Genomic DNA, 7427 nt, shown 5'->3' with positions numbered 1-7427 from the left:
GCTCGCGGCCCCGGCCACGTCCGCCCCGGCCCCGGCCCCCGGGGACGGCGGCGGCCGGGTCCTGACCCGGCGGGTGGTGTGGATGCTGGCCGCCGTGGCCGCCCTGGCGATCGCGGTCGTGCTCAGCCTCGGCGTCGGCGCCCGCGCCGTCCCGCCCTTGACCGCCGTCGACGCGCTGCTGCACGGCGGCCACAGCGACGACGCCGAGGTCGTGCGGCAACTGCGGGTGCCCCGCACGGTGATCGGCCTGCTGGTCGGCGCGGCACTGGCCCTCGCCGGCACGACCCTCCAGGGCATCACCCGCAACCCGATCGCCGATCCCGGCATCCTCGGCGTCAGCCAGGGCTCGTCGGTGGGCGTGGTCCTCGCGATCACCTTCGCCGGGGTGCACACCCTCGACGGTTACGTGTGGTTCGCCTTCGCCGGCGCGGGCGCCGCGTCCGTCGCCGTCTACGCCATCGCCTCGCGCGGCCGCGGCGGCGCCACGCCCGTCAAGCTCGCGCTCGGCGGCGCCGCGATCAACGCGCTGCTCGTCGCGATCACCCAGGGCGTCCTCACGACGAACGCGGCCACGCTGGAGGAGTTCCGCTTCTGGCAGGTGGGCTCGCTGACCGGGCGCCAGGGCTCGGTGGCCGGCGAGGTCTGGCCGTTCCTGCTCGCCGGCGCGGTGCTGGTCGTGTACGTGGCGCGCGGCCTCGACGCGCTGGCCCTCGGCGACGACGTGGCGGTCGGGCTCGGCCAGAACGTGGCCGTCGTCCGCATCGTCGGCGGGATCGGCGCGACCCTGCTGGTCGGCGGCGGAGTGGCCGCCGCGGGGCCGATCGCGTTCGTCGGCCTCGCCGTGCCGCACCTGGCCCGGGCCCTCGTCGGCACGGACCACCGCTGGGTACTGCCGATGTCGGCGCTGATCGGTCCCGTGATGCTCCTGGTGTCGGACGTGATCGGGCGCGTCGTCTTTCCGCCGAGCGAGGTGCCGGCGGGCGTGATGACGGCGCTGATCGGTGTGCCGTTCCTCGTGGCGCTGGTGCGCAGGAAGGCGGTGTCCGCGTGAGCACGACGGCCCCCACGGGCGCGCCCGGGCCCGAGGCGGCCGCCCGCCCGGCGCGCACGGCCGGTGCCCGCCCGGCCGGTTACGGACTGATCCGCCGGGGGCGGGGCTCGTTCCTGCTGCACCGGCGGTCCGCGTCCGCGGTGCTCGGGCTGCTGGTCGCGCTGGCGCTGATCTGCGTCGCGTACCTGAGCGTGGGCGACAGCTTCGTCTCGCCGGGGCGCGTCGTCGCGGTGGTGTTCGGCGGCGGCACGGGCGCCGACCAGCTGATCGTCGGCACGCTGCGCGAACCGAGGCTGGTGCTCGGACTGCTGGTCGGCCCGGCGTTCGGCATCTCGGGCGCCCTCGTCCAGACCGTCGCGCGCAACCCGCTCGCCAGTCCCGACATCATCGGCATCAGCCAGGGCGCGGGCGTCGTGACGGTCGGCGCGCTGACCTTCGGCGTCACGTCGTACACGCTCCTGCCGTACCTCTCGATCCTCGGCGGTCTGACGGCCGCCGCCCTGGTGTACGTCTTCGCGTGGCGCGGCGGCCTGCACGCGACCCGGTTCGTGCTGATCGGCATCGGCTTCTCGATCGCGCTGAAGTCCGTGATCACGCTCCTCATGACGAAGGGCGACGTGCTGGTCGCCCAGCAGGCCCAGGTGTGGATGACGGGGTCGCTCAACGGCCGCGGCTACGACGAGGCCGCCCCGATGGCGATCGCGCTCGCCGTGCTCACGCCCGCCGTGCTGTGGGCGGCGTACGCGCAGCGCACCGTCTCGATGGACGACGACACGGCGACGGCGCTCGGCATCCGGCTGAACCGGGTGCGGCTCGGCCTCGTCCTGATCGGCGTGGTGCTCGCGTCCGTGGCCACGGGCGCCGCGGGGCCCGTGGACTTCGTCGCGCTGATGGCACCGCAGATCGCGCGGCGGATGACCGGCACCGCCCAGATCCCGCTGCTGACCTCGGCGCTGACCGGCGCGGTCGTGGTGGTGCTCGGCGACCTGCTGGCGAAGACCCTGTTCTCGCCGACGGAACTGCCGGTCGGCGTACTGACGGCGGCCGTGGGCGCGCCGTACCTGATCTGGCTGCTGATACGACGGAGCGGCGCGGGCGCGCGGGCCGCGGGAGGCAAGTGATGGTGGACGGTGTGGCCGGCCCGGACGACAGGGGCGAAGCGGCGGGCGCGGACGGCGCGGCGCGATCCCCGGGGGCCGCGGCCGCCGGTGCCTCGCGGCTGGCGGCGCGCGAGCTGACGCTCGCCTACGACGACCGCACGGTCGTGCGGGACCTGCACCTCGCGATCCCGGACGGCCGGATCACGGTGATCGTCGGGCCGAACGCGTGCGGCAAGTCCACGACCCTGCGCGCCCTCGGCCGGCTGCTCAAGCCGCGCTCCGGAACGGTGCTCCTGGACGGCGAGGAACTCGCCGGCGTCCCCACGCGCCGGATCGCCCAGTCGATCGGCCTGCTGCCGCAGTCGCCGACCGCGCCCGAGGCCATCACGGTCGCCGACCTGGTATCCCGGGGCCGCCAGCCGCACCAGCGCTGGTGGCAGCAGTGGTCGGAGGAGGACGAGCGCGCCGTCACGGCCGCGATGGAGCGCACCGACGTGACCGAACTGGCGGACCGCTCCGTCGACGAGCTCTCCGGCGGGCAGCGCCAGCGCGTGTGGATCGCGATGGCCCTGGCCCAGGAGACGGACCTGCTGCTCCTGGACGAGCCGACGACCTTCCTCGACATCGCCCACCAGGTGGAGGTCCTCGACCTGGTGCGCCGGCTCAACCACGAGCGCGGCAGGACCGTCGTGATCGTCCTGCACGACCTCAACCAGGCGGCGCGCTACGCGGACCACCTGGTGGCCATGAAGGAGGGCGCCGTCGTGGCGGAGGGCAGGCCCGGCGACGTGGTCACCGCGGACCTCGTGCGCGAGGTGTTCGGCCTGGAGGCCGTCGTCATCCCCGACCCGGTCACGGGCAGCCCCCTCGTCGTACCGGGCTCGCCGTACGCGCCGCCGGCCACCGGCGCCGCGGGGGACGCGAGCGTCCCGGGCGACACGACAGGCACGGCCGACACGACAGGCCCGGCCGGCACGGCCGACACGACAGGCAGCCGTACGGCGTCCCGCTGAGGCCCCGGGCCGCCTCGGCCCGCCCGGCGGGGCGGCGCCGGCCGCCTCAGCGCACCCGGCGCGAGCGCCAGAGGAGGAACAGCGCCGACGCCACCGCGGCCACCCGCACCACGACGGGCCACGTGTCCGTCAGGGCCTGCCCCATCGTCCCTTCCGGGATCGGGTCGCCCCAGCGCTCGTTGAAGCGGCCCCACAGCCACACGACCCCGCCGGCCACCGACACGCCCGGCAGCCAGAAGACCGCGACCTTCGCCTCGCTCCTCGTCAGCGTCCGCGAGAAGTAGGCGAGGACCCAGCCCGCGAGCAGCGCCCAGATGTTGCCGAGGACCGCCCCCACCACCAGCAGCACGGCGGTCAGCACCAGGAACGGGCTGGTCAGCCGGAACCCGCCCGCCCCGCCCGCCCGTCGCCACCACGCACGGGCCGCTTCCTCGGCCACGACCTCCTCGACCGGCTCGGCACCGGCCGCGCCCTCGGCCGGCGCCTTCTTCTCCAGAGCCACCGCCGGAGCCCCGTCGCCCGCCGGGGGCCGGAGTATCTCGGGGATCTCGATGCCGCCGACGAACCCGCCGACCTGGATCTGCCCGGCCCCCATCGCGCCCGGCGCCGGCCCCGGCTGGACCCGCCACCAGTCCGTCGAGCCGGGCTTGCCCTCGGGGCGGCTCCCGCGCTCCTCCATGGAAGCCAGGTGCGGCCCCGAGGGTGCGGACGCCGGCTGCCGCGGCACCTGTCCCGGGCCCCCCGCACCGCCGGGCCGCCCGGCGCTCCCCGGGGACCCCGCCGCTCCGGCGGATCCGACGACGTTCTCCGGGGAACCGAGCTCCCCGAGGATCCGTTTGACCCCCGCCGTGGTGTCGCCGCCCGTGCCGCCGCGCCCGGACGCCCCGCCGGCGGCGGTGAAGTCGCCGGTGCCGCCGAAGTCCCCCGCGCCGTCGAAGTCGTGCGTGCCGTCCCCGTCGCGCGGGCCCGTCGCGGCGCCGGTCCTCTCCGGTCCGGCGAGGTCGTCGCGGCCGTCCCGTTCACCGGGTCCGGTCCGTCCGCCGAACTCCGTTCCCTCGCCGCCTTCCGTTCGTTCGGCGCGCCCGCTCCGCTCGAACTGCTCGGCTCGTCCGGTTCGCTCGTCGAGTTCGCTGTGCTTCTTGTTGAACATCAGACACCGCTTCCCTTGGGTCGCACGGAGAACGTTTCCTTGCGGCCGGCACGCCCCGCCGCACGGCCGCGACGGCCGTCACCGGGGCGGGCGGCCATCAACTGCTCGAAGAGCCCGCGCGCGCCGACCATCACCTCGCGCAGCTCCTCCGTGTCCGCGGCCGCCCCGGCACCGTCGCCCTCGTCCGGGCGGGCGGCACGGCGCATCTTCCGGTAGGCGTCAATCCGGTGGGCGTGGTGCACCGAGAGGGCGTCCACCTGCTCGCCGGAGCCGCCGGGACCGCCGGAGGCCGGGTAGCCGCGGGCCTCGGCGAGTTCGCCGATGAGCGCCTCGGCGCGGGCGACCGCCTCGCGGGGCGACTCGACGAAGCGCTCCTGGAGACCGGCCCACTGGGCGGTCCAGTGTTCGCGCTGCTGCGCCGTCAGGGGCCGGACCCGCAGGTCGCCGTACCGGTTGACGCGCTCCTTGAGCTCGTGCTCGGCCTCCGCGGTGTTGCCGTCGTGCCGGGAGACGGCCCGGTCGTACTCGGGGCCGAACCTGCGCCGCAGGCCGGCCTTCCCGGTGCCCCTGCCCGGTCCCAGGTACAGGACCAGGGCGACGACGATCACGAACACCACGATCAGGCCGACAACGATCAGGACTGTGGACATGAGTGCCTTCCTGGGTGCCGGTTGCCGGGTGGTCCCGGTTCCCCCGTCTGCGTGTACGTGTGTGCGTGCCGGTCCCGCGCCGCTCCCGTTCCGGGGCCTCGACAGGCCGTCACGTTCTCCCTGGTTGCCCGGAATCCGCCGGCAAAACGGGCCGGGCCCCTGCTAGAAGGACGACCATGGAGACCTCTTGGAGCACGCGCTGGTCGGTGCCCCGAGCCGGCCGGGGGCGCGGACGCGACCCGGTTGCGCCGGGCGTACTACGCGGACGTCGCGGGGCGGTACTGGCACCGCCCGGCCACCCGCGCCGAGGTGGACGCGGGCACCGCGCACGACCTGGCGGACCGACTCGCCCCGCCCGGCGGGCAGTTCGTCGTGGGGCGGTTCGACGGCCGGGCCGCGTCCTGCGGGGGCGTGCGGCTGCTGGACGGCGGGCGCGCCGAACTGACCCGGATCTACGTGTCACCGCACGCGCGTAGGACCGGCGGGGGCGCGGCGCTGCTCGCCGCGCTGGAGTCGGCGGCGGCCGGACTCGGCGCGCGGGAACTGGTGCTGGACACCCGCCTGGATCTCGTCGAGGCGCGCGGGCTGTACGTGAAGCACGGCTTCCGGGAGATCCCCGCCTACAACTCGGGCCCCTACCGCGAGGTCTGGTACGGCAAGACGCTCGACCGTCCGTAAAATTCACCTCGGAATTTCGCGCCTTTTCGACCACTTATAGCTCCCCTCTGTCCTTTTCGTGACAAGGAGATGTGCCATGCGGCGTTCCGGTATGCGCCCGCCGCGCGCCCGGGGGCTGCATAATCTGGGGCAGTTGATGGGAGGGGTTCCACGGTGAACGGACAGTTCTGCCGCACATGCGGTACGCCGCGCGTGCCGGGTGGTGGCGCGGGCTGCTCCTGTGCCGCGTGGGCCGGCCCGGTCGCGCCGCTCTTCCCGGTGCCGCCGCCGTCCGCGCGGCCGTACGAGCCGGCCGTGGGCACGGCCCTGCCCGGGTACGGCCCGGTGGTGCAGGCGCACGCCCCGGTCTCGCCGTACGACGCGGCACCGGTCGGCCCCCTCCACGCGGAGACGGCGGCCGCCCCCTACCCGGGGCTGATACAGGCGGGGCCCGCGCCCCTGCCCGCGTACCCGGCTCCGATGCCGCCGTACGGGCAGGCACCCGCCGCGCCCCCCGAGCAGACGGCTGCCCCGGCCCCGTACGGCGGCCCGGAGACGGCTCCCCCGCCCGCGTACGCGGACACGGCCGTGCTGCCCGCGTACCCGTCCGCCGGTTCGGCGGAGCACGGCGGCGGCCCTGCGGGTCTCCCGCAGGAGCAGGCTCCGGGTCCCGCGGGCGCGCGCACGGCCGAACTGGCGGCCGCGGAGGACTTCGACCCGCTGCGCATCCGCCCCTACGTGACGCTGGACGAGAACGCCCGCCCGGTGGCCGAGCCCGCCACCGCGGGCCCGTTGCCGCCCCTCGCCGGCGCCGTCGCGCCGCCGCCGGGCGCGATGCCGCCGCACGCGGCCGGCCACCGCTCCGCGCACCGGACGTCGCGGCGCCCGATGAAGGCCGTCGCGCTCGGGGTGACCGCGGTAGCCGTGCTCAGCACGGCGGCGTTCGCCTCCGGGGTGTTCTCCGGCGGAGCGGGCACCGACGAGGCCCTCGCCGACTCGACCCACACCGGCCTCCCGGACAGCAGCCTGCCGGACGGCTCGACGACCGGACCTGCCCAGCCCTCGGCCAACACCGCGCTCTCCTCGCCGAGTCCGGCCGGGCAGAGCACGAAGGACACGCACCGGGCCACGCCCGCGAAGGCCGCCGCCGGCGCGAGCACCGCACCGTCCGCCGCCGGGCACCACGTGCAGCAGGCCTCCGCCCACTCCGACGGCTCCCTCCGCTACGGCGACAGCGGCACCCAGGTGGCGGCGCTCCAGCGCAAGCTGGGGGCGATGCACCTCTACCACGGCGCCGACGACGGCACCTACGGCCAGTCCACGGTCGCGGCCGTGCGGATCTACCAGATGTACCGGGGCGTCGACGGCGACCCGGCGGGCGTGTACGGCCCGAACACCCGCCACGCGCTCGACGCGGAGCCGGCGTCCCCGCAGGGGACGACGACGGTGCGGACCACCACGGCAACCGACACCACGACCACCGGTACCCGCGGCACCGGGCACGGCCGGACCCCGACGCGCCACTCCGGCGGGGGAACCGGGGGCTCGCACGGCGGCGCGTACGGCACGCACGGCGGGCACACGCAGGCACCGGGCGGGCACGCGTACCCGGGCGAGCACCAGGGCACGTCCTACAGCGGCTCCTACGGGGGCCCGTACGGCGGGTCGTACGGCGGCGGCGCCCACCGCCGCTGAACCCCGCACCGCCACCGCACGACCCGGCGCCGCACGACCCGGCGCCACCCGCCACAGAACGACTCGCCCCCGGCGCACGGCATCCCGCGCGCCGGGGGCTTCGTGCGTACG

7 protein-coding genes are annotated in these 7427 nt (G+C 76.0%); 5 read left to right on the top strand and 2 right to left on the bottom strand.

Annotated elements, in window-relative coordinates:
• The 3 genes from L1885_RS19915 to L1885_RS19905 all read left to right on the top strand — a co-directional run.
• Positions 1–1051: FecCD family ABC transporter permease (locus L1885_RS19915; RefSeq protein WP_372481983.1), on the top strand; the 1051-nt coding region annotated here is incomplete at its 5' end.
• Positions 1048–2172 carry a FecCD family ABC transporter permease gene (locus L1885_RS19910; protein ID WP_372481982.1) on the top strand — a complete coding sequence of 375 codons (1125 nt, stop codon included), beginning with the start codon at positions 1048–1050 and terminating at the stop codon, positions 2170–2172. The genes L1885_RS19915 and L1885_RS19910, both read left to right, overlap by 4 nt.
• Positions 2172–3164: an ABC transporter ATP-binding protein gene (locus L1885_RS19905; RefSeq protein ID WP_235798520.1), complete on the top strand. Its 993-nt coding sequence runs from the start codon at positions 2172–2174 to the stop codon at positions 3162–3164. Before L1885_RS19910 ends, L1885_RS19905 begins: the two co-directional genes overlap by 1 nt.
• Positions 3165–3210: 46 nt before the next feature.
• Here L1885_RS19905 and L1885_RS19900 read toward each other — a convergent pair whose 3' ends face one another.
• Both L1885_RS19900 and L1885_RS19895 read right to left on the bottom strand, forming a co-directional pair.
• A complete protein-coding gene (locus L1885_RS19900) occupies positions 3211–4314 on the bottom strand; it encodes a hypothetical protein (RefSeq protein ID WP_235798519.1) in 1104 nt (367 codons plus the stop codon).
• Positions 4314–4964 carry a hypothetical protein gene (locus L1885_RS19895; protein ID WP_235798518.1) on the bottom strand — a complete coding sequence of 217 codons (651 nt, stop codon included), beginning with the start codon at positions 4962–4964 and terminating at the stop codon, positions 4314–4316. The genes L1885_RS19900 and L1885_RS19895 overlap by 1 nt, the downstream gene beginning before the upstream one ends.
• Positions 4965–5207: 243 nt before the next feature.
• Between L1885_RS19895 and L1885_RS19890 the strand changes: the two genes are divergently transcribed.
• On the top strand, positions 5208–5642 hold the full coding sequence (locus tag L1885_RS19890; protein WP_235798517.1) for a GNAT family N-acetyltransferase: 435 nt from the start codon (positions 5208–5210) through the stop codon (positions 5640–5642).
• A 294-nt stretch (positions 5643–5936) separates the two neighbouring features.
• On the top strand, positions 5937–7316 hold the full coding sequence (locus L1885_RS29235; protein WP_235798516.1) for a peptidoglycan-binding protein: 1380 nt from the start codon (positions 5937–5939) through the stop codon (positions 7314–7316).
• Positions 7317–7427: the final 111 nt, after the last annotated feature.

It is taken from the genome of Streptomyces fuscigenes (assembly GCF_021556455.1).
GTDB classification, from domain to species: Bacteria; Actinomycetota; Actinomycetes; order Streptomycetales; family Streptomycetaceae; genus Streptomyces; species Streptomyces fuscigenes.
This window is presented reverse-complemented; position numbering and strand designations above follow the sequence as displayed.

Bases quoted from the DNA above. Each gene is read 5' to 3' on its own strand.
- L1885_RS19905 (WP_235798520.1), top strand. From the start codon at position 2,172: ATGGTGGACGGTGTGGCCGGCCCGGACGACAGGGGCGAAGCGGCGGGC.
- L1885_RS19900 (WP_235798519.1), bottom strand. From the start codon at position 4,314: ATGTTCAACAAGAAGCACAGCGAACTCGACGAGCGAACCGGACGAGCC.
- L1885_RS19895 (WP_235798518.1), bottom strand. From the start codon at position 4,964: ATGTCCACAGTCCTGATCGTTGTCGGCCTGATCGTGGTGTTCGTGATC.